The following is a 21,091-nucleotide window of genomic DNA, read 5'->3' on the forward strand; positions in this document are numbered from 1 at the left end:
CTATTGTTTTGATTTATAAAATCTTTCTCCAGTTATTCTACAGTTCACTGCCGTGCAGGCAGCTTAGAAAATTGAAGTTGATCCAGAGTATGCCAAGCGGATGTTCACTGCCGTGCAGGCAGCTTAGAAAAGGCTATCAATATCGGTAGTGGTGCGCAGATCGTTCACTGCCGTGCAGGCAGCTTAGAAAACCTTGTGCAGTACAAGTTCCCTCTAAACTAAGTTCACTGCCGTGCAGGCAGCTTAGAAAACTGCAAAGCGCCTCGTCCCCGGCCCTCTGGGGTTCACTGCCGTGCAGGCAGCTTAGAAATCAACGACAAAGAGGCCAAGCACCACGTAATTGTTCACTGCCGTGCAGGCAGCTTAGAAAACAGCAATTCGAAAAAATGGTCTGGACGAAGCGTTCACTGCCGTGCAGGCAGCTTAGAAAGACAACTAGTCGGGGGGAACCCTGCCAACTAGGTTCACTGCCGTGCAGGCAGCTTAGAAACAACGGAAACCCGCCGCTATCGGGAGAGAGTAGTTAACTGCCGTGCAGGCAGCTTAAAACGGGTTTGTCGTTTAGGCTACGAACTCACGGCCGTTCTTTTGCTGCATCCGCAATGATTTAGCCTATCTCAGTCAGCAAAGGCTAATAGCTGGCGCGTGTAGTCTTGAGTTGGATTTGCAAAAACTTCAGCGCAGTTTCCATGCTCAATCACTTTTCCGTTTCGCATCACCATCACCTGATGGCACAGTGACCGCACTACCTGCAAGTCATGGCTGATGAACAGGTAGCTGAGCTGGTGGCGTTGCTGAAGCGTTTTCAGCAGCGTTAAAATCTGTGCCTGCACGGAGCGATCGAGCGAAGAGGTCGGTTCGTCCAGTATCAATAACCGAGGTTCAAGAATTAAGGCGCGGGCAATCGCAATACGCTGACGCTGACCGCCGGAGAACTCGGTGGGATAGCGATAACGAGTTTCTGGATCGAGCCCAACTTCGTTCATAGCGCTGATTACCCGCTCTTCCCGTTGCTGTTCGTTCAGCTTTTGGTGTACCTGCAAGCCCTCGGCGATGATTTGCAAAACGTTCAGCCGAGGGTTCAGCGCCGAATACGGATCTTGGAATACTACCTGAATCTGGCTGCGATACGGCTGAAGCTGCTTTAAATTCAGCAAATGTAGCGCAGTACCCTCAAACCAAATTTCGCCTAGCGCCGGAATGAGCCGCAAAAGAGCCAAACCGGTGGTGCTTTTCCCCGATCCAGATTCACCGACTAGCCCTAAGCTTTCCCCTCGTTGCAGCGTGAAGTTGAGACGATCGACGATATGGCTATAGCCAACGGTACGGCGCAGTATTCCCTGCCGAATGGGGAACCGGACGCTGAGATCTTTGACTTCCAACAGGGTTTGCGTCGGTTGAGGCAGCGCCACCGGATCGCCAGAAGGGATGGCGTCGAGGAGCTGTTGAGTGTACGGATGCTGCGGTGCTGAAAACAGCGCCTGACATTCACCGGTTTCAACGATTTCGCCATAGCGCATCACGGCTACGCGATCGGCCAAGCGCTTAACGATGTTGAGATTATGGGTGATGAACAACATCCCCATATTGAGCTCTTGCTTGAGTTCAGCCAGCAGTTCAAGGATTTGTGCCTGCACGGAAACATCAAGCGCCGTGGTCGGTTCATCGGCGATCAACAGCTTAGGTCGAGTCAGAATAGCCATGGCAATCATGATGCGCTGTCTCTCCCCGCCGGAGAGTTGGTGAGGATAATCATTCAGGCGTTTCTCAGGCTGACGAATTCCCACACGATCCAGGCAGCGGATAATCTCTGCGCGAGCCTGAGCACGGCGCATGCCTCGATGCAGCGATAGCACTTCAGCCAGTTGTTTTTCGATGCAGTGTAACGGGTTTAACGACACCATCGGTTCTTGGAAGATCATGGCAATTTCATTGCCGCGAATGCTTCGCAAAAAGGCTTCGTCTGCGTGCAGCAGCGATTGTCCGTTAAACAGAATATCTCCGCTAGGATATTGTGCCGGAGGCGAAGAGAGCAGGCGCAAAATCGAAAGCGCAGTGACGCTTTTTCCAGAACCAGATTCTCCGACCAGTGCGAGGGTTTCACCGGCGTTGATATCAAGCGATACCCCGTTAACCACCGGACGAGTCACTTCGCCATGGCGAAAATGAATATGTAGATCGCGAATGCTAAGCAGAGGCGGCTGTGAGTGCGAGAGTGAAATTTCCGTCATATCAATTCACCTTCGAGGGATCGAAAGCGTCGCGTACCGCTTCGAATATAAATATCAGCAGCGACAACAGCGCCGCCAGAACCACAAACGCCGTGATGCCTAACCATGGTGCTTGCAGGTTGTTTTTCCCCTGCAGCAGCAAGCTTCCTAATGAGGGAGAACCGGTCGGCAACCCGAAACCTAAAAAATCGAGAGAGGTGAGGGTGGTGATAGCGCCGCATAGGATAAAGGGCAGGAAAGTGAGCGTTGCGACCATCGCGTTCGGCAGCATGTGGCGTAGCATGATCGTGCGATCGTCTACGCCCATTGCTCTGGCTGCGCGAATATAGTCAAAATTGCGTGTGCGGAGAAACTCGGCGCGTACCACGCCCACCAGACCCATCCAGCCGAAAATAACGGTAATCGCCAGTAGCCACCAAAAGTTCGGCTGCACCACGCTGGAAAGCAAAATAATCAGAAATAGCGTTGGCATACCGGACCACACTTCGATAAAACGTTGGCCGATTAAATCCACTTTTCCGCCGTAAAATCCTTGAGTCGCCCCCACGGTGATGCCAATGATGCTCGAGAGCACCGTGAGCATGAGACCAAACAGAATGGAAATCCTTAGGCCATATAACACCTGCGCCAGAATATCGTTGCCGTTTTCGTCGGTGCCGAGCCAATGTTGGCGGGACGGTGGGGAGGGGAACGGCACTTTGGTGGCGAAATTAATGCTGTTATAACTGTAGCGAATCGGGGCCCAAACCGCCCAGCCATGCTGTTCGATATTGCTACGGATCAGCGGGTCTTGGTAATCGGTCGCCGTTTTAAAATCGCCGCCGAAAGTGGTTTCCGGGTAGTTGATTAAAAAAGGGGCATACCATTGCTGGTCGTAGCGTAACAGTAAGGGTTTATCATTAGCGATAAGCTCGGAACCGAGGCTCATGATAAACACGATCAGGAAAATCCATAGCGACCAATAGCCACGTCGGTTGGCCTTGAAGCGCTGCCAGCGAGCCTGATTTATTGGATTAAGCGTCATTAGTGGCGAGCCTCGAAGTCAATACGCGGATCGACCAGCGTGTAGGTAATATCGCTGATAATGTTCAGTAATAAACCAAGCAGCGTGAAGATATACAGCGTGCCGAACATCACCGGATAGTCGCGCTGCAAAATGGCGTCGTAGCCCAGCAGCCCAAGGCCGTTAAGTGAAAACATCACTTCTATCAGGAGTGAACCGGTAAAAAACATGCTGATAAACGCCGCGGGAAAACCTGCAATCACCAGCAGCATGGCGTTACGGAACACATGCCGGTAGAGAATTTTCTGTTCGTCGAGGCCTTTGGCACGTGCAGTGACAACGTATTGTTTGCGGACTTCATCCAGAAATGAGTTTTTGGTTAGCATCGTCAGGCTGGCAAAGCCGCCAATGACGGTGGCGAGCACCGGCAGGGTGATATGCCAAAAGTAATCGGTGATTTTGCTGTACCACGGCAGCGAGCTAAAATTACTGGAAACCAGACCGCGTAGCGGAAACCAATCCCAATAGCTGCCGCCTGCAAACAGGACAATCAGCATGATGGCAAACAAAAATGCGGGGATGGCGTAGCCAATAATAATCAGCGTACTGCTCCATGTATCGAACCGTGAGCCGTTATGAACCGCTTTGCGGATACCCAACGGTATCGACACCAAATAAATGATCAGCGTGCTCCATAGCCCTAAAGAAACGGAGACCGGCAGGCTTTGCCCAACCAGTGACATAACGGAGCCGCCGCGAAACAGGCTATCGCCAAAATCGAAACGAACGTAGTTCCATAGCATGTCGAAATATCGCTGATGGAGCGGTTTATCGAAGCCAAAGCGCTTTTCAATTTCGGCAATAATCTGCGGATCTAATCCGCGAGCGCCGCGATATTGACCTTCGCCAACGTTACTGGCCGCAATACCGCCGCGCGCGGCTCCGATTTGGTCGCCGCCGCCGGAGCCAAATCCCGCGTTTTGCCCCATTTCGATATTGGCAATTGCCTGATCGACGGGGCCACCCGGCGCGATTTGCACGATGAAAAAATTGATGGTGATAATGGCCCAGAGCGTGGGGATTATCAGTAATAGACGACGAATAAGATAAGCGGTCATCGTAAACCTCTTATCGCCGTTGCTGCGGCAACTGAGCCGCGCGGTTTACGTCATACCACCAGGTATCAAATCCAAGATCATAGGCTGGGCGCAGCGCCGGCATGGAAAATTTGTCCCAGTAGGCGATGCGGTCGTGGTTGGAGTACCACATAGGCAGCATGTAATGATTCCACGTCAGTACGCGATCTAACGCACGGCCAAGCGATAGCAAAGCTTCCGGTTGGCCTTGATGGCTGATGATGTTGTCTATCAGGCTATCAACGGCAGGATCCTGCACGCCGGCGCTGTTCCACGTAGAGTCGATATAGTCTGAGCGCCATAGGATTTTTAGCGACGGGTCAGGATAATTCATTCCGCCATACACGGTGGGGAACATATCGAAATCCCGCGAGCGAATACGGTTGGTGTACTGCGAGGTATCCACTTCACGAATATTTAATGTGATGCCGAGCTTTTCCAGATTATGTTTGAACGGCATGACATATTGGAAATTACTACTGCTGGGCAGCAGCAATTCAAAGACAAACGGTTTTCCGGTCGTTTTGTTGACCAGCTTTTGATCTTTTACCGTCCACCCTGCGTCTTCTAAGAGTGTGGTGGCTTTCAGCAGATTTTCGCGGTCATTGCCGCTGCCATCCGTGCTGGCTGGCTGATAAATCTGGGTAAAGACTTCCGCTGGCACTTTGCCCTTGAGCGGCGCTAGCCACGCGAGTTCGGCAGAGTCTGGATAGCTTCGCGCTGCGTATTGGGTATTCTGGAAATAGCTATTGGTACGCTGATAGGCGTCGTAATACAGCGCTTTGTTCATCCAAGCAAAATCAAAGGCCAGTGAAATCGCTTCACGCACGCGCCGGTCGGCAAAAATAGGGCGCTTGGTGTTGAACGCCAGCCAACGTGTATCCTGTGCTGACTGGTTAGTTTCGTCAGATTTAACGATATAGTTTTTGGCAAAATTGCCGCCGCTGTATTGTGTCGCCCAGTTTTTTGGCGAGGTTTCGATGCGAAAATCGAAAGCACCGGCTTTAAAGGCTTCCAGCGCCACTTTGTCATCCAAATAGTAATCGTAGCGGATGGTATCAAAGTTGTACTGCCCGCGATTGACCGGTAGGTTAGCCGCCCAATAATTGGTCACACGCGAGTAGGTGACGAATTGCCCTAAACGATAATCTGAAATGCGGTAGGGGCCACTGCCCAGCGGGGGAGTGCTCAACGGCTCGGAAAGTTTATGATTTTTCCAAAAACTTTCTGGCATCACTTTTAAGCCACCGATCAGGCTAAGCATCATTTCTTTGTCAGGCGTCGGTAGTTCAAAGCGCACGGTCAGGCGAGAGATGGCTTTGACATTCACTCCCTTATAGTAAATCCGGTATTGAGGAACACCCTCAGTCATGAACTTATTAAAGCTGAACGCGACGTCCTGCGCGGTTATCGGCGTATTATCCTGAAAACGCGCATCAGCGTTGATGTTGACTTCGGCCCAGCGGAATTGGTCGTCATAGCGTACGGATTCGCCAATGAGGGGATAGTAACTGCCGATTTCATCAGCGGAGTTGGTGAACAGCGTGTCATAGAGCTGGTTAGCACGCACGGCGGCATGCCCGCGAGAAGAGTAACTATTAAAATTATCGTAGGTACCCAGCGCCGAAAGTGTGATATCACCGCCCTTAGGAGCCGCGGGGTTCACATAATCAAAGTGGGTAAAATCACTGCTGTATTTCGGCTCGCCTAAAATGGAAAAGGCATAGCTTTCGTTAATGACGTCGGCACGAACGTTAAAACTGAGGGCGGCCACAAGGGGAACCACCGTGCACAAAGTCTTCAGAAAGCGCGAGTGCATAAATGTGTTAGCTCCTGCTTTACGCCCAGAATCTTCTGGGCAAACATGATATTCAATCAGGCAAACGAGGGATCCACGGTGAATAAAATCAACCGCGTGTTACTCCGTCGAATTCTCCGCAACCCTGCAGATGTACCAAGAATAGCAATGTTAAGCTAAGCGGGGGATAAAAGTTTCAATTCATTGTATTTTTTTGTGTCTTTTATTAGTGCAAACACGGTTATTGGCAATATTTTGTCTAAAGCCAACTCAAATGATGGCGTTGAGTTTTGGAAGTACGTGGTCACGATAATAGTCATACAGCTGCTCAACCGGAATAGGACGGCTGAATAAATAGCCCTGTAAGTAGTTAACATGGCGTTGCCGCAGATATTCTGCCTGTTCTTCGGTTTCAATACCTTCCGCGACGATTTGCAGTTTAAGCTTTTTGGCTAATTCGAGCACTGCATCAAGAACAGGCGCAGTGACCGTTTCGAGCCCAATTGAGTTCACAAAACCGCGGTCGATTTTCAGGTAATCAATTTTATAGCGCTGCAAATAGATCAGCGCGCTATGACCCGTACCAAAATCATCTATGGCGATCTCAATCCCCTGAGCGTGGAGCCAGTCAAAGATGGCCTCGGCGCCGCCATGTTGCACCATGCTGCGTTCGGTAATTTCAAACAGTGGAATGAGATACTCCGTCGGCATCATGTTAATGAAGTGCAGGACGTCATTTTTGAAACCGTCGAGTGTCATATGCAATGGCGAAATATTCAAGCCCAGCTTAGTCCCTTTGGGGACAACATCGATCAGACGATGCGCATCGCGAGCCGCCAGTGTCATGATGTGTTGGGTGAGTTGCGCGATCAATCCCTGTGACTCGCAGTACGGGATGAATTCATCAGGTGGGATCAGCCCTAGTTTAGGATGTTTCCAACGGACTAAGGCTTCAAATCCTCCCGGCAGATGGGTTTCTGCATGAATCACTGGCTGGTAGAGCAGATAAAACTGATCGCGTTTGATGCCTTGCAGGATCTCGCGATCGAAGCGGCGTTGCTGAGATAAGAAATAGAAGGTGATCAGCCAAGCAATCACCGCGACCAGCAGAGAAAACATGCCTAATAATCCCAAATCGCTGGTGGAGAGAGGGCTTCCATATAGGCGGAAGGTAAAGCGGTTTTTCTCATCCTGCACGGTGACATCAGGGTTCGAAGGTAATTCGTCAACGGTAATAATGTTGGGCTCATAGGTGCTAATTGCGCGATCTTTGATAATCAGCGCTAAGCCAGAAATAGTACGTTCGCGGCTGAAAAACAGCATGTAAGGCGCGGGATTGATATCCAGCGTTAGCAAAACACCGGAGCGAGTACCATCACCAGTGGAGCGCCAAAAGGCAATGACCGGGCGATCGGGAACCAGCGGCGTTCCTTGCTGTAAGATCATATCGGCATCACGGTCTAGATCGATATCTGGATAGATATTTGTTGCTGGAGACGACATCGTGTGCGTGACGCTGGAGCACACTGCGGTACCGTTGCGAACCAGAATATAGGCCCGTACGCCTCCACTGAAGACGGCTTTGCTGGAGAGGGTGTTTGCCACCTCTTCACAGAGCACATGAGTGAGTGGTAACAGGGAGACCATTTTTTGGTCTAAATCATCGGCAAGATGTGATGCGTACATCAGTCCCGTTTTTGCTAACTCAAACTGCTGTTTTTCGCGTTGTTGTTGTAGGGAGTGACCCGCCAGCATAAAAAAAACCGCGGCGACGATGATGGCGACGATTGTTGATATCAATACGCGCAATGACGTTGAGGCAGATCTTTTATACAAGGCTGTGGGTAACACCATGCCGCAGTTCCTGAGCAAAGTAGGGCTCAGAGATAATTCTGGAGCGCCTGATATTAATGGTTAGGATTTTTCTAAATAGAAAATAAGATATTTCCATTAATAAATACAGGGATATTTGTTTTTGGTATGAATTATTCTATTGCTGGGTATTTAATAAAAAATTAAAAATGTTTATCTATTGTGAATTAATATGAGGCTAAAAAGCAGGAAATAGCTGTAAGGTGTTGAAGCCAAAAAGGATAATATAATTGGCTTCTTATATAGAAAGTGTCTGTTTTTTAATCTTCGCTACGTTCTATTTATTGTTGGTCTACGCATATCGAAACGATTTTCATCACTGATTGAGTAATAGGCTGAGGGACCCCCTGCACGCAAAATAGGGTTGGCCGCGGCGGTTTGATATATACCATTCTCATCAAGTAGGTTTTCGGCAATATGAATACCAATCACTTCGCCTAATACTAGCCAAGAGTCAAAGGGCTGACCGTATTGGTCTTGGAGCTGAATGCATTGTGTGAGTTTACATTCAAAATTCACTGGGCTTTCAGCTACCCGAGCAGGCTTAACCCAGCGGCTAGCCAGCATGTTTAACCCTGAAAACACAAATTCATCTTCGCCGTGTGGTAATGATGCCGAGCTTTGATTCATCGCCTCAGCATTATCAAGGGTGGCGAGATTCCATACAAATTCACCGGTTTCACTAATGTTTGCTACGCTGTCTTTCCAGCCGCTACTGGCGAAACCAATCACCGGTGGATGATAGCTGAAGCAGTTGAAAAAACTGTACGGAGCAAGATTGTGTTGTCCATCGCCGCTGATAGAACTTATCCAACCAATAGGACGCGGGCCGATGATGGCATTAAGGGGATCGTGTGCTAATCCGTGGCCTTGGGCGGGCTGATAGCTGTAATACTCAAAGAGTGAAGACATGGCACATCCTTACGCATTCAATAGAGTCAGCAACAGCTTAGCGGGTGTGTTAGTCAGTGTCAGTAGAAACGGGTATACTTCGCCTAATTTCCCTATTCTATACCCTAACTCGTAGCCTATCCGTGCGTGTGGGGCATACATTCATGATGTCTTAATGTTGATCGAAACCGTCGAATGAAAAACCCAAAAAAGAAAAGTTTTCCTGCACAAAAAACCAATTTGCATCCACGTAATCTCCATCGTGAACGCTATGATTTTCCGGCTTTGTGCGAAACCTCGCCAGAGTTAAAGGCCTTTGTTGCGCGTAACCAGTGGGGAGATGACAGCATTGATTTCGCCGATCCGCTGGCGGTGAAAGCGCTGAATAGCGCGCTGTTGCAGCATTTTTATCAGATCGGTCACTGGGATATTCCCGATGGCTATCTGTGCCCACCTATTCCTGGCCGTGCCGATTATCTGCACTATTTGGCTGATGTCCTCGCGTCGGACAATGGCTATCAGGTGCCACGCGGACCTAACGTGTGCATTCTTGATATCGGCGTCGGTGCGAACTGCATCTACCCTCTGATTGGTCAGCATGAGTATGGCTGGCGCTTCACGGGTACCGAGATTGATCCTGTGGCGTTGAAATCTGCGGGTGCGGTTATCAAGGCTAATCCTGAAGCTGCAAAAAATATCCGTCTGCGTCAGCAGCAAGATCCGGCCAAAATCCTGAAAGGGGCAATCAAGGCTGGCGAACACTATGCGGCAACGCTGTGTAACCCTCCATTCCATAGCTCGGCTGAAGAGGCGCTGAATGGTACCCGTCGCAAACTCACTAATCTGGGGCGCGATGCGAGCAAACCGGTGCTGAACTTTGGTGGAAAAGCCGGGGAGCTGTGGTGCGAAGGCGGGGAAGTGGCCTTCATCACCAAAATGATTGAAGAGAGCGAGTCTTACGCTAAACAAGTGGGATGGTTCACCAGTTTAGTCTCTCGCCAAGAGAATCTGCCGGCTATCTATGAGGCTTTAGAAGACGTTGAGGCCTTGGACGTGCGCACCGTAGAGATGTCTCAGGGGCAGAAAGTCAGCCGCTTTGTGGCATGGACATTCCTGCCTGAGAACAAACGTAAAATCCGCTAATCAGCGCTAGCTGAATCAACGGTTTCCTCTCAAGTGATTAGGAGAGGAAACCTGATTTTCCTACGGCGTTATGCCATCTGCACCCTCCAGCGGCGGTAACGCCTTTCTCTGCTGTTCTGCATAGCTGATTTGCACATTCTGATGCGGCGTTTTGATCCCCGCGCGTTGGAAATGTTCTTTAACCAGTTTGTCCAATGCATACTGAATCGTCCATTGCTGTAGCGCGACGGTACGGATCGTCGTGCGTAGAGTGAACGAAATATCATCCAGCTTAACCACACCGTTAAACGCGGGTTCTCCAATCAGTAGGCTTTTCAAACGCGGATTTTCTCGTAGCTCCGCCACGGCCTGTTTCAACACTTCGTTGGCTTTCTCAATATCTTCATCACGGCTAATCACATAGTTGGCACGATAAACCCCAAATTCGCGAGCGTAGTTGGCGACGGTGGTTATTGAGGAGTACGGCACCAGATGATAAACACCATAATCATCGCGCAGGCCAATAGAGCGGATGGTCATCCGTTCAACGGTGCCTGTAATACCAAACACGGTGACGTACTCGCCAGTATTCATACCGTTTTCAAACTGAATAAAAATACCGTTGATAACGTCTTTGACCAGTGTTTGAGCGCCAAAGCTGACCGCTAGGGTGAGAGCCCCCGCGCCAGCCAGCAGGGGGGCGATATTGATGCCGATTTGAGAAAGAATAATCATCACCGTTATGGTCGTGATGACAATGGAAAGCACGTTGCGGAACAGCGTCAGCAAAGTGCGTTCGCGTGCGCCGGGATGCTTGGGGTTATCCATTTCTAAGCTGAGTCGATGTTCGATAATGCTTGCCAGCAGCGTCCAGCCTAATACGGCGATAAACATAATCAGCAGGATATGGATGATGCCGCCAATAATCTTTTCGCCGGTCGCAGAGTCTAGCCATGAACGTAGATTAAAGATATGCCAAGCGTCGAGCAGGAACAGTAGAATCGCGACCACGACGATAAAGCGCATGATCTGTAGCGCGCTGGGAATATAAGAGTTTATCCGACGCTCCAGCATGGGATATTTCAGTTTCATATCGGTCGGTAACGTAATGCGGCGTGAAATCCATCGTGTTAGCAGGCCGGAGACTAAAGCACCGCAGCCAACGACTAACAGGCTTTTAATCGTAGCGTCCATCATGAAGGCGAGGCTGTTACCGGGGTCGAACTGAGAAAGTAAAAACAGCACGAGAAAATAGCCAATCGCTAACAGATGCCAGACGTGAGACAGCGCGTGTAAGAACATGCCGAAAAACGCCAAAGAACGGTTGCCTAGCGCGGTGATTTCTTTCTGAATAGGTGTGCGATTTATCAGTATCAGCCCAATGGCATAGACCGTTAGCGCCAGCATAATACAGAAGTTAACGAGAACCCCCACCGAGGTGCCTAACTGAGCGTTAGTGATGGGAACGACGACCATCAGCCCATAGCCAATAAGACCACTTAGCCACGCAAGTCGTGTATTCCAATATTTCGCCGTAGCGTCGCTAAAAGGGAACGGACGCAGATAGTCAAATTTAGGGGCAAAGATCAGACGTAAGACGGCCTTAAAAAACTCAATAAGCGCAAAAGCATTCAGAAATAGCGTCTGTTGGCGCATGATCGCAGGGCTGTTGTGACCAAACGAATTGCTGCCAAACGAGGCGGCGATAATATTGCCCGCCGTAATGCAAAATAGCAGGATCAGTAAATCAATAATAAACGCACTTAAGATGGCGGTTGGGCGTCGTGCCCAATCCACACGCTTTTCGCGCGCTTTATGTCCCCAACTGCCGATGCGCTTATAAAACGGGGTGGCAAAAAAACGGATTGATAAGAAAATGGCAAAGGTCACTGCCACGGTGAGCAGAAAGTGACTTAGCGCAGGCCAAAATGTGTCAGGGTTAAACGCTTTGTGTGGCGGCGCTTTTAGCGTGGTGACAACGTTATTCAGCTTATTTTGAGCCGCGGCCAGATAACCCTGAACCGTGGTGTCGAGTTGCTCAGCAAAAGAGTCTGAGCGTGGTGGCGCCGAGGTCTCTTTGTTTAAAGGAGGCGTGGGTGGTTTGCCTGTTTTGGCGCTGTCGCGTAGTTCAGCAATCAGCGCATCGCGGCTGGAGGCGTCAGACAGAATATCGGCCAGAGCCGTATAGGCGGCTTTTGAATCGCTGTTTTTAGCGGCGTCAGCCGCATTTGCGCTGCTTATCGCACCGGTGAATGAAAAGAGTAAGGCAAAAACGAAAAGCCAGTAGCGTAAGAAAGTGGGGATAAGGCGGGCTCCCTGTGACATAAAAAGACTCCATTAAACAAGCTTACAACGCTGCTCGGTGATGGGGATTGCGGTAAAAAAAGCAGACGGCTGATTATTTGACGCCGTCAAACTGCGGTGTTGATGAGGCTAAACGGTGTTAAGTATAGGAATAGTGAACCGGTTTTGCTGAGTATTCGTGAGCGATTCGTGCGTAATACGCATGCAGCCGTAGTGGACAAAAAAGTAAGGGCGCTTAAAAGCGCCCTTGAGATGAGGTACTTAGTATTATCAGGAAACGTGCTGTAGGAATTCGCGCAGACGGTCGCTTGGCGGATGACTGATTAGCGCGTCAGGTTCGCCATCTTCAGTGATGCGGCCTTTGTCCACGAAGATCAGGCGCGAGGCCACTTTCTGTGCGAAGCCAATTTCGTGCGTCACGATAACCATCGTCATGCCTTCTTCAGCCAGATCCTTCATGACCGTCAACACTTCATGACGTAACTCAGGATCGAGTGCAGAGGTGGGCTCGTCAAACAGCATCATCTTGGGCTTAACCGCCAGCGCACGAGCAATCGCCACACGTTGCTGTTGCCCACCAGAAAGTTCAGATGGATAGTGATCGGCGCGTTCAGACAGGCCCACTTTTGCCAGTAGTTCACGCGCACGCTTTTCTGCATCTTCTTTCTTCATGTGGCGAACACGCGTCGGGCCAAACATGACGTTTTCAAGTGCGGTTAGGTGCGGGAACAGGTAAAACTGCTGAAACACCATACCCGCTTCTTGACGAATCAGACGCTCGTCAACTTTCGGATCGTTCACGTCCATGCCATCAACCAGAAGCTGGCCGGCGCTGATTTCTTCCAGCTTGTTGATACAGCGCAGCAGCGTTGATTTTCCTGAACCTGATGGGCCGATGATGACAACCACCTCGCCCTGATTGATGTTCAGATTAATGTCATGCAGAACCGCAGTCTGACCGAAGCTTTTATCAACATGTTTAAATTCAATCATATTATTTTCAATCTTCTTTCCAGACGACGTAATACATAGCTCAGTGCCAGCGTGATGATCAGATAAATCACGGCGACTGCGCTCCAAATCTCCATTGCGCGAAAGTTACCGGCAATAATTTCCTGTCCCTGACGAGTTAATTCGGCGACGCCAATAACGATAAACAGGGATGTGTCCTTGATGCTTACAATCCACTGGTTACCCAACGGCGGCAACATGCGGCGTAGCGCCAGTGGCATAATGACGTAGCGCAGGGTATCGCGTTTGGAAAGGCCTAGTGCTAAACCTGCTTCACGGAAGCCATTATGAATAGAAAGTACAGCTCCGCGTGTAATTTCAGCAATATAGGCGCCGGAGTTAATCATGATCGTCACGACCGCCGCGGTGAGCGGATCGATACGCACTTGCATGAATGCTTGTAGCATCATCGGCAGGGCGAAGTAGATGAACATGACCTGAACGACGATAGGTGTACCGCGGATAAGCTCAATAAAGACCAGCGCGATATGGTTGCTCAGCCAGCCACCGTACGCTCGGGCAAAACCCGCGACGAGGCCGATAACCAAGCCACCTAACAGCCCGACGATAGATATCCATAGCGTCAGCTTGGCACCTTCGAGCAGGATAGGGAAAGCGTCCCAAATGGCGCTCCATTCAAACTGCATGTTGTATTCTCCTGGAAACTTTGCCCATTTATACTCGGCGTACTTGAATTTGCCCCTTTTGGGTCAGCGCAAGCGCTGTTCAAAGGCTGAAGCCTTTTGTGATGCAATTCCAAGGATGGTGAGTATAGAAAGTTCTATCGGGCAATAACTTCAACTATTTACCCATTACCGCCAATATCGCGGAGGGACAAATCCCCCCGGATAAATTCATTAAATTTTTATTGGTTTTATTTCGGTTCTACGCCAAACCATTTTTTGTAAATTTCGTTGTAGGTGCCATTTTCACGCAGCGTTTTCAGCGCGCCGTTTACTTTTTCACGCAGATCGCTGCCTTTAGGGAACGCGATGCCATACTGTTGTGCTTCTAGAGAATCACCCACGGCTTTGAACTGGCCATGACCGGCGGTTTTGATGAAGTACAGGATATTTGGCGTGTCGTGCAGTACCGCGTCGGCGTTGCCAGTACCTAACTCCAGATAGGCGTTATCGATATTTGGGAACTGACGCAAATCCTTGGTTTTGATGTTGGCTTTGGCGTAATCAACGCCCGCAGTGCCGCTCTTAACGGCGACCACTTTGCCATCCAGATCTTTCACACTTTTCACGTCGTTATTGTCTTTCTTCACCATTACCAGCAGACCGCTGTTGTAGTAGCCATCAGAGAAGTCGATCGCTTTTTTGCGTTCGTCAGTGATGCTGATGCCCGCCAGCGCCAAATCGACGTTACGAGTTTGCAGACCAGGGATAATCCCGCTGAAATCCATTGGCTTCAGGGTATAAGAAAGGTTTAACTGCTTAGCGATGGCATCCCACAGATCGATATCGAAGCCAACGTATTTATCACCCTGTTTGAATTCGAAAGGAACAAATGCCGTATCCGTAGCAACGATAAGCTGTTTTTCAGCGGCGTGAGAACTCATGGCAAGAGCTAAGGTAAGAGCAGCTACAGATGCTTTAATTATAGATTTCATAAGCAAAAATTCCTTAAATTTCGGGATAGCCCATTGGTGTGTACCTGATTGACAATGAAAGAATCATGCCAACTATTTATATTCTATATATATCAAATGGTTATCAGATATTGTGGATAGAGATTAACCCATAAAGGTCAGGCTAAACCTGTGGGCGCATTGTTTTGGTGCCCTTTTTTGGTGCATCGAATTCCCAAATGGTGCACCGCAGTAGATTTAAGGGAAAAACACAGGATTCACAATCTATATTTAACAATTTTGTTTCAGTTGTGATAACTAAATCTAACTTTTGTACATCGAAGGGATTGTTTTGCACTTAAATGGTGCGATGGGGTGGAGTTGGACAAACCCGTGAGAAAACGAAAAGCGAGTAGATGATGACATCTAAGCACCTACTCGCGCTGCACATCAGGGGTTTTATTGAATGCAGGGTGTCAGGCGTTATTGGCCGCCGACGGGAGGTAAAACTCACCATTCAGCCATAGGTGAATACCATTACGACAGGCTTCAAAGCAGGGTTCTGGCATGCGTTGTGGATTACACCAACGCCACTGCTCGCATTTTTCTGGTTCGCGTAACTGGGGCTCACCGCGAACATAGGTGGCTACCATAATCATGGAGACGCTATGGACGCCTTCATCTAACCAAGTGGCTAAATTATTGGTCACGCCGATCAACCGTGGTTCGGTAACGATAAGGCCCGTTTCTTCTTCAACTTCGCGGATCGCTGCTTGCTCGAAAGTTTCGCCTTCCTCAACATGCCCGCCGGGGATCGACCAGAATGGTGCATGGCTGCCACAACGTTTTCCCAGTAGCACCTGACCTTGTGGATTAGCGATAATGACGCCAACGCCGACTTTTACTGCCATTAGTTTTCTCCATCAGCAAACTTCAGCAAATTATCTCAGCTTCATACTTTTAATGACAGCACTTCAGCAAAAGTGTGCTGTCCCTCAAAAAACGAAAATAACATTCATCGAATATCTTGCTTATAAAAAGGGCAGAGGCCAAACTCATCGAAACGATTCAGCGTTGTATTCGATCTGTTTTAGAAAATACAGCGCGATTTTTTTAAAACATAGCTGAAACGATTCAACCATAAATTTTGCCCAGTGTGAGAGGAGCGTTTATGTTTCACCTGTCCCCACAAGATATACATCTTGCCGCTTCGGCGAGTAATAAAGAAGAAGCAATTCAACAAATTGCAGCTGCACTGACTCAGGCTGGGTATGTAAGCGAAGGCTATGTGCAGGGTATGCTTAATCGTGAAAAACAGACCTCGACCTATCTTGGTAGCGGCATCGCGATCCCACACGGTACCACCGATACCCGCGATATGGTGCTGAAAACCGGAGTCAAGGTTTTCCAGTTTCCACAGGGCGTTGAGTGGAGCGAAGGCCAGCGCGCTTACGTCGTTATCGGTATTGCTGCGCGCTCTGATGAACATCTCGCATTGTTGCGTCAACTGACACATGTGCTGAGTGATGACAGCGTTGCACAGCAGATGGCACAAACTACTTCAGCAGAAGAGTTACGTAGCCTGTTGATGGGAGAGCGTAGCGTGGCGGCGTTCCGTTTCGACGCGGGAATGGTCACGCTGGATATCAACGCCGATAGCCTGATGACGTTACAGGCTATCAATGCGGGTCGTTTGCAACAGGCCGGTGCGGTCAATGCAGAATTTGTTAGCGACGTGATTACGCGTCAGCCGCTGAATCTTGGTCAAGGTATTTGGCTAAGCGACAGTGCGTTGGGCAATCAGGCTAGCGCCGCGGCCGCCGCTCGGCCTCAGACTCCGTTTGACGTGGATGGCGAGAAAGTGGGTTTGTTGCTGACGGTTGCCATGGCGGATGCACAGCCAGAAGGCATGCTGGGGTATTTGAGCACCTTATTGCAGAACAATCAGGCCGAGCGCTTGCTGAAAGCGACGGATGCCGCCGCCTTGGTGGCGTTACTGACCAGCGAAGTGGCTGAAGAAGATTCTGTGCTTAGCGCGGAGTTCGTTCTGCGCAACGAGCATGGCCTGCATGCGCGTCCGGGGACGCTGCTGGTGAATACTATTAAGAAATTTGAAAGCCAGATCACCGTAACAAACCTCGATGGTTCTGGCGTTCCTGCTAATGGGCGCAGCCTGATGAAAGTTGTCGCGCTGGGCGTTAAAAAAGGTCATCGCCTGCGTTTCACTGCTAATGGTAGCGACGCAGCGCAAGCATTAGAAGCAATCGGTCAGGCTATCAATGATGGTCTAGGCGAAGGGGCATAAGAATGAGTAGAAGAGTTGCAACAATTACCTTAAATCCAGCCTATGACTTGGTTGGTTACTGCGCCGAGATTGAACGTGGTGAGGTTAACCGCGTTCAGACTGCAGGCCTTCATGCGGCAGGTAAAGGGATCAACGTTGCCAAAGTATTAAAAGATCTTGGTATCGACGTGACCGTGGGTGGTTTTCTCGGTAAAGAGAATCAGGATGGCTTTCAGCAGTTGTTCAGCGAGCTGGGTATTGCGAACCGTTTTCAGGTCGTAGCCGGTCGTACGCGTATCAACGTTAAACTGACTGAAAAAGACGGCGAAGTTTCTGACTTCAACTTTTCTGGTTTTGAAGTGACCAAGCCGGACTGGGAGCGTTTCGTTAATGACTCTCTGAGCTGGTTGGGACAGTTTGATATGGTTTGCGTGAGTGGCAGTTTGCCAGCGGGCGTTGATCCTGATGATTTCACCGATTGGATGCGCCGTCTGCGCAGCCAATGCCCATGTATTATTTTTGACAGCAGCCGTGAAGCGTTAGTTGCTGGTTTGAAAGCGGCGCCTTGGCTGGTGAAGCCGAACCGTCGCGAGCTGGAGATCTGGGCGGGGCGTGAGCTGCCAACCTTAGACGATGTGGTCGGTGCGGCACATGCGTTGCGCGATCAGGGCATTGCACACGTGGTTATCTCTCTCGGTGCTGAAGGGGCGCTGTGGGTTAATGCATCCGGCGCATGGCTGGCTAAGCCACCAGCGTGTGAAGTGGTTAGCACCGTGGGTGCAGGGGATTCCATGGTAGGTGGCTTGATTTACGGCCTAATGATGCGTGAGTCCAGCGAACACACCCTGCGTTTGGCAACTGCCGTTGCCGCGTTGGCCGTCAGCCAGAGTAATGTAGGAATTGCCGATCGTACACAACTGGCAGCCATGATGGCGCGTGTTGACCTGAAGCCTTTTAATTAATTGAGGATGGCCACATGAAAACCTTACTGTTAACCGAAGGCGCTCAGGGGCAGGCTCGTAGCTACCTCGCCAAGCGCATGTTAGAAAGTGTTGCAGCTAAACTGGATATCACGCTACTTGATGCGGCTCAGGATGCTGAACTGATCATCGTTATCGGTGACGAGCAGCCACAGGATACCGCATTCAACGGCAAACGCCTGTTTATTGGCAGTGCTGAGAAAGCGATTCGTGAACCGGAAGCGTTTTTAGCTCAGGCGATGGCTGAAGCGCAATCTTACCAGTATACCAGTGCTACCGCGGCAGCACCGGCCAAAGGCCAGATGCGTATTGTGGCCGTTACCGCTTGCCCGACGGGTGTCGCACATACCTTTATGGCTGCTGAAGCTATTGAGGCAGAAGCTAAAAAACGTGGTTGGTGGGTTAAAGTAGAAACCCGCGGTTCAGTCGGTGCGGGTAACGAAATTACCCCTGAGGAAGTTGCCGCTGCGGATTTGGTCATTGTCGCTGCTGATATCGAAGTTGATCTGAATAAATTCTCAGGTAAGCCGATGTATCGCACCACCACCGGTTTGGCATTGAAGAAAACGGCTCAGGAGCTGGACAAAGCGCTGGTGGAGTCTGAAACCTTTACCGCGCAGAAATCTTCTTCAACGGCTTCCTCATCTAAGAAAAAAGAGGCTGTTGGGGCCTATCGCCACCTGCTGACCGGCGTATCTTACATGCTGCCAATGGTGGTGGCGGGCGGCCTGTGTATCGCGCTGTCGTTTGTATTTGGGATCGAAGCGTTTAAACAAGAGGGTACGCTGGCAGCGGCGTTAATGCAGATTGGCGGTGGTTCTGCATTTGCGTTGATGGTGCCTGTTTTGGCTGGATACATCGCGTTTTCCATTGCCGACCGTCCGGGTTTAACGCCAGGTTTGATCGGTGGTATGTTGGCTGTAAGCACCGGTGCTGGCTTCTTGGGAGGGATTATTGCAGGTTTCCTCGCGGGGTATGTGGCCAAATTAATTAGCACTAAGCTGCATTTGCCACAGAGTATGGAAGCTCTGAAACCTATCCTGATTATTCCGTTGATAGCGAGTTTGATTACAGGCTTAGCGATGATTTATATCGTCGGTAAACCTGTTGCTGCCATCATGGAAGGTTTGACTCATTGGTTGCAAGCGATGGGGACGGCTAACGCCGTGATCTTAGGCGCGATTTTGGGCGCGATGATGTGTACCGACATGGGCGGTCCGGTCAACAAAGCCGCTTATGCCTTTGGTGTTGCGCTGCTGAGTACTCAGACCTATGCACCAATGGCGGCGATCATGGCTGCGGGTATGGTTCCACCGCTGGCTATGGGGTTTGCAACGCTGGTAGCGCGTAATAAATTTGCTCAAAGCGAACGTGAAGGTGGTAAAGCGGCGCTGGTTCTGGGCTTGTGCTTTATCTCTGAAGGGGCGATTCCCTTTGCCGCGCGTGACCCAATGCGTGTCCTACCGTGCTGTATTGCCGGTGGCGCGCTGACCGGTGCTTTGTCCATGTTCTTTGGCGCTAAGCTGATGGCTCCACACGGTGGCTTGTTCGTACTGTTGATTCCTGGTGCTATTACACCGGTAATTCAGTATCTGATCGCGATTGTGGCGGGTACGCTTCTGGCAGGGGGCTTATATGCTCTGCTGAAACGTCCAGACGTGGAAATTGCGGAAGAGAAATTGGCTTAAGCTTAGGTGATAGCTGAAATGAAAACGGGTGCCCCAGAGGCACCCGTTTTACTATGGGATACTCTGAGTTACGCTGCGTTCTCCGCAACTTCTTGCGATTTCAGCCACGCAATCTCTTCAGCCCAAATGTCTGGGTTTACGGTTTCCAGAATCAATGGAATGCCGTCAAAGCGTGGATCACGCATAATCCAGCTAAACGCAGTTTTACCAATGTTGCCTTCGCCAAGGCTATGGTGCCGGTCTACGCGACTGTCAAAGGCACTTTTGGCATCATTGAGATGCATGCCGCGCAGATAGTTAAAGCCAACAATACGCTCAAAGTTTGCAAAGGTTTTGCTGCACTCTTCTTCGGTACGCAAATCATAGCCTGCCGCAAATGCATGACAGGTATCAATACATACACCGACGCGTGATTTGTCTTCTACACCATCAATAATGGCGGCCAGATGCTCAAAGCGGAAACCGAGATTGCTTCCTTGTCCCGCTGTATTTTCTATCACTGCGGTAACGCCCTGCGTTTTATCTAACGCAATATTGATAGATTCAGCAATGCGGGCGAGGCATTTATCCTCATCAATTTGCATCAGATGACTGCCTGGATGGAAATTCAGCAATGTCAGCCCAAGCTCGGAGCAACGTTCTAACTCATCGATGAACGCTTCGCGGGATTTTTCCAGAGCCTCTTCAACCGGATGACCGAGGTTAATCAAGTAGCTGTCGTGAGGTAGAATTTGTTCTGGCTGGTAGTGGTATTGCGCACATGCAGATTTAAATTTATCAATCACTTCAGCCGTTAACGGGGCGGCTTTCCACTGACGTTGGTTCTTGGTAAATAATGCAAAGGCAGTGGCTTCCAATTCGTGCGCACGAATGACGGCCTGATCAACGCCGCCGGAGGCGCTGACATGGGCTCCAACAAATTTCATTGCTCTTCTCCTCTTTTATGGGGGCATTATGGCATTGATGTGGGGATGGTGTAAGGTTTCATGTCTCTAGGAGGAAAGGTTTCGTACGCCTAAGGCACTGAAATCTGCACGAGAGCAGTTAAGGTTTTGTACGCCTAAGGCACTGAAATCTGCATGAGAACAGTTAAGGTTTCGTACGCCTAACGCACTGAAATCTACATGAGAGCAGTTAAGGTTTCGTACGCCTAACGCACTGAAATCTACATGAACACCGTGCAGGCGTCCGAGTT

Annotated in this window: 16 protein-coding genes, 1 pseudogene and 1 CRISPR repeat array; of the genes and pseudogenes, 4 read left to right on the plus strand and 13 right to left on the minus strand. The window is 50.0% G+C overall.

What is annotated here, in order from left to right; translation table 11 throughout:
- Positions 1-42: 42 nt before the first annotated feature.
- A CRISPR array of direct repeats spans positions 43-550; the repeat unit is 28 nt; unit sequence GTTCACTGCCGTGCAGGCAGCTTAGAAA.
- A gap of 67 nt (positions 551-617) precedes the next feature.
- The 6 genes from yejF to M988_RS07255 all read right to left on the minus strand — a co-directional run bounded on the left by yejF (position 618) and on the right by M988_RS07255 (position 8,952).
- Complete coding sequence (yejF, locus tag M988_RS07230) at positions 618-2,231, minus strand: microcin C ABC transporter ATP-binding protein YejF (protein WP_064573476.1); 1,614 nt, start codon at positions 2,229-2,231, stop codon at positions 618-620.
- Position 2,232: 1 nt separating this feature from the next.
- A complete protein-coding gene (locus M988_RS07235; RefSeq protein ID WP_061059871.1) occupies positions 2,233-3,255 on the minus strand; it encodes an ABC transporter permease in 1,023 nt (340 codons plus the stop codon).
- Complete coding sequence (locus M988_RS07240) at positions 3,255-4,352, minus strand: microcin C ABC transporter permease YejB (protein WP_064573478.1); 1,098 nt, start codon at positions 4,350-4,352, stop codon at positions 3,255-3,257. Before M988_RS07240 ends, M988_RS07235 begins: the two co-directional genes overlap by 1 nt.
- Before the next feature lie 10 nt (positions 4,353-4,362).
- Entirely contained in the window at positions 4,363-6,189 is a 1,827-nt protein-coding gene (locus M988_RS07245; RefSeq protein ID WP_039187566.1) for an extracellular solute-binding protein, read from the minus strand.
- A 249-nt stretch (positions 6,190-6,438) separates the two neighbouring features.
- Positions 6,439-8,022, minus strand: coding sequence for a cyclic di-GMP phosphodiesterase (locus M988_RS07250; RefSeq protein ID WP_064573481.1), 1,584 nt, complete (start codon positions 8,020-8,022; stop codon positions 6,439-6,441).
- A 288-nt stretch (positions 8,023-8,310) separates the two neighbouring features.
- Positions 8,311-8,952, minus strand: coding sequence for a flavin reductase family protein (locus tag M988_RS07255; RefSeq protein WP_061059875.1), 642 nt, complete (start codon positions 8,950-8,952; stop codon positions 8,311-8,313).
- 174 nt (positions 8,953-9,126) lie between these two features.
- On the opposite strand from M988_RS07255, the gene rlmF reads away from it, so the two are divergent.
- Positions 9,127-10,074: a 23S rRNA (adenine(1618)-N(6))-methyltransferase RlmF gene (rlmF, locus tag M988_RS07260; RefSeq protein WP_008813924.1), complete on the plus strand. Its 948-nt coding sequence runs from the start codon at positions 9,127-9,129 to the stop codon at positions 10,072-10,074.
- A gap of 60 nt (positions 10,075-10,134) precedes the next feature.
- On the opposite strand, the gene ybiO is transcribed toward rlmF, so the two are convergent.
- The 5 genes from ybiO to M988_RS07285 form a co-directional block, all read right to left on the minus strand.
- Positions 10,135-12,378, minus strand: coding sequence for a mechanosensitive channel protein (ybiO, locus tag M988_RS07265; RefSeq protein WP_064573486.1), 2,244 nt, complete (start codon positions 12,376-12,378; stop codon positions 10,135-10,137).
- 249 nt (positions 12,379-12,627) lie between these two features.
- Entirely contained in the window at positions 12,628-13,350 is a 723-nt protein-coding gene (gene glnQ / locus M988_RS07270; protein WP_004089509.1) for a glutamine ABC transporter ATP-binding protein GlnQ, read from the minus strand.
- Positions 13,347-14,015: a glutamine ABC transporter permease GlnP gene (glnP, locus tag M988_RS07275; protein WP_004089507.1), complete on the minus strand. Its 669-nt coding sequence runs from the start codon at positions 14,013-14,015 to the stop codon at positions 13,347-13,349. The genes glnQ and glnP overlap by 4 nt, the downstream gene beginning before the upstream one ends.
- 227 nt (positions 14,016-14,242) lie before the next feature.
- Positions 14,243-14,986: a glutamine ABC transporter substrate-binding protein GlnH gene (gene glnH, locus M988_RS07280; protein WP_008813922.1), complete on the minus strand. Its 744-nt coding sequence runs from the start codon at positions 14,984-14,986 to the stop codon at positions 14,243-14,245.
- Positions 14,987-15,420: 434 nt separating this feature from the next.
- A complete protein-coding gene (locus M988_RS07285) occupies positions 15,421-15,855 on the minus strand; it encodes a nucleotide triphosphate diphosphatase NUDT15 (protein WP_008813921.1) in 435 nt (144 codons plus the stop codon).
- A 260-nt stretch (positions 15,856-16,115) separates the two neighbouring features.
- Here M988_RS07285 and fruB point away from each other — a divergent pair, with 260 nt between their 5' ends.
- From fruB to fruA, 3 genes are read left to right on the plus strand one after another with little or no spacing between them, the layout of a single operon-like run.
- Positions 16,116-17,249, plus strand: coding sequence for a fused PTS fructose transporter subunit IIA/HPr protein (gene fruB, locus M988_RS07290; RefSeq protein ID WP_061059877.1), 1,134 nt, complete (start codon positions 16,116-16,118; stop codon positions 17,247-17,249).
- Between the two features lie 2 nt (positions 17,250-17,251).
- A complete protein-coding gene (fruK, locus tag M988_RS07295) occupies positions 17,252-18,190 on the plus strand; it encodes a 1-phosphofructokinase (protein ID WP_004089482.1) in 939 nt (312 codons plus the stop codon).
- A 14-nt stretch (positions 18,191-18,204) separates the two neighbouring features.
- Entirely contained in the window at positions 18,205-19,896 is a 1,692-nt protein-coding gene (gene fruA, locus M988_RS07300) for a PTS fructose transporter subunit IIBC (RefSeq protein WP_039187575.1), read from the plus strand.
- A gap of 68 nt (positions 19,897-19,964) precedes the next feature.
- On the opposite strand, the gene nfo is transcribed toward fruA, so the two are convergent.
- Together nfo and M988_RS23030 are read right to left on the minus strand one after the other, a co-directional pair.
- Entirely contained in the window at positions 19,965-20,822 is an 858-nt protein-coding gene (gene nfo, locus M988_RS07305; RefSeq protein WP_061059879.1) for a deoxyribonuclease IV, read from the minus strand.
- 66 nt (positions 20,823-20,888) lie between these two features.
- Positions 20,889-21,091: pseudogene (locus M988_RS23030) on the minus strand (hypothetical protein); the annotation flags it as partial.

This window comes from Hafnia paralvei ATCC 29927, from assembly GCF_001655005.1.
Taxonomy (GTDB): Bacteria; Pseudomonadota; Gammaproteobacteria; order Enterobacterales; family Enterobacteriaceae; genus Hafnia; species Hafnia paralvei.